Genomic DNA, 957 nt, shown 5'->3' with positions numbered 1-957 from the left:
TGTCGAAAATTTGTTTCTTCTGTATGCAAACGACGCCTCAGAGTACTCATTGAGCACCCTAAAGCTCGACAAATTTCTGGCTCAGTGGACAGCTTTTCATTTGACATCTGCAGAAGCATTTCCTTGACTCTGTTTTTTGTACTTGAGTGGCGCCTTTCAAGGGTGTTGCTCAGCTTGTCCTCTAATCTCATGCGTGACCAACGGTCATCGAATTTCAATTGCATACGAAACAAGCTGCGATTGAATGAAATTGAATAGTTTTTCTGCCCAAATAGCGTTTCTGTTCCAAACGCCTTTCCAACCTCATCCATATTGTCCGGTCTATCGTTCTTGAATGAAGTTTGGCATGGATATACTTCGGAATTGGTTAACTCTTGGACCCAGGTAACCAGGGCAGCCATGCCTCTTGTAGCTAGAAAGTGTTGACTGAATGGTGGCAGCTTGTGCCCAAGAATCACGAATTTGATGGTGTCAGGATCTCGGACAACGGAAACTTCGTTGATCCACAAAGATATCTTGTAGAATTTGGCGCCAATCGTTAGCGCTTGTTCCAGCGTGCGGCTAGCCATCATGGCGAAACCTAGTGTTCCATAACAGGTCAGGTGTTGGCGCATTCCCAAAATCACGCCGTTGGCAGGATCATCGTCTATCTCCAGCAAGTTTTGAATTGCTCGGAGTTCTTGCCAGACCTGAATTTCGCAATATGGGTCTTCAATATCATCCAGATCTAATTCCGTTCCTTTCAGGATTTCGAGGGCTGGAATGTCGTGTTCGCGCGCGAAATCAACAAGGAGTCTCAACGATGTAACTTGTCGAATATCTGAAAATTCTTTTTTGTATGAGATGTGGGTCATTTTCGCGTCACCAAAGTTGAGACCACTTGTCTCCGATTGGAGCGGCAATGACAAGACTTCACCTGACTTCGGATCGATGAACTGGGCCATAGGCGCTGACGGG

Annotated in this window: 1 protein-coding gene; it reads right to left on the bottom strand. The window is 45.9% G+C overall.

Going from position 1 to position 957, the window contains the following annotated elements:
• Nucleotides 1-944: AraC family transcriptional regulator ligand-binding domain-containing protein (locus ACWPM1_RS14810; protein ID WP_455695660.1), on the bottom strand; the 944-nt coding region annotated here is incomplete at its 3' end.
• Nucleotides 945-957 lie beyond the last annotated feature (13 nt).

Source organism: Tsuneonella sp. HG249, assembly GCF_053819205.1.
This window is presented reverse-complemented; position numbering and strand designations above follow the sequence as displayed.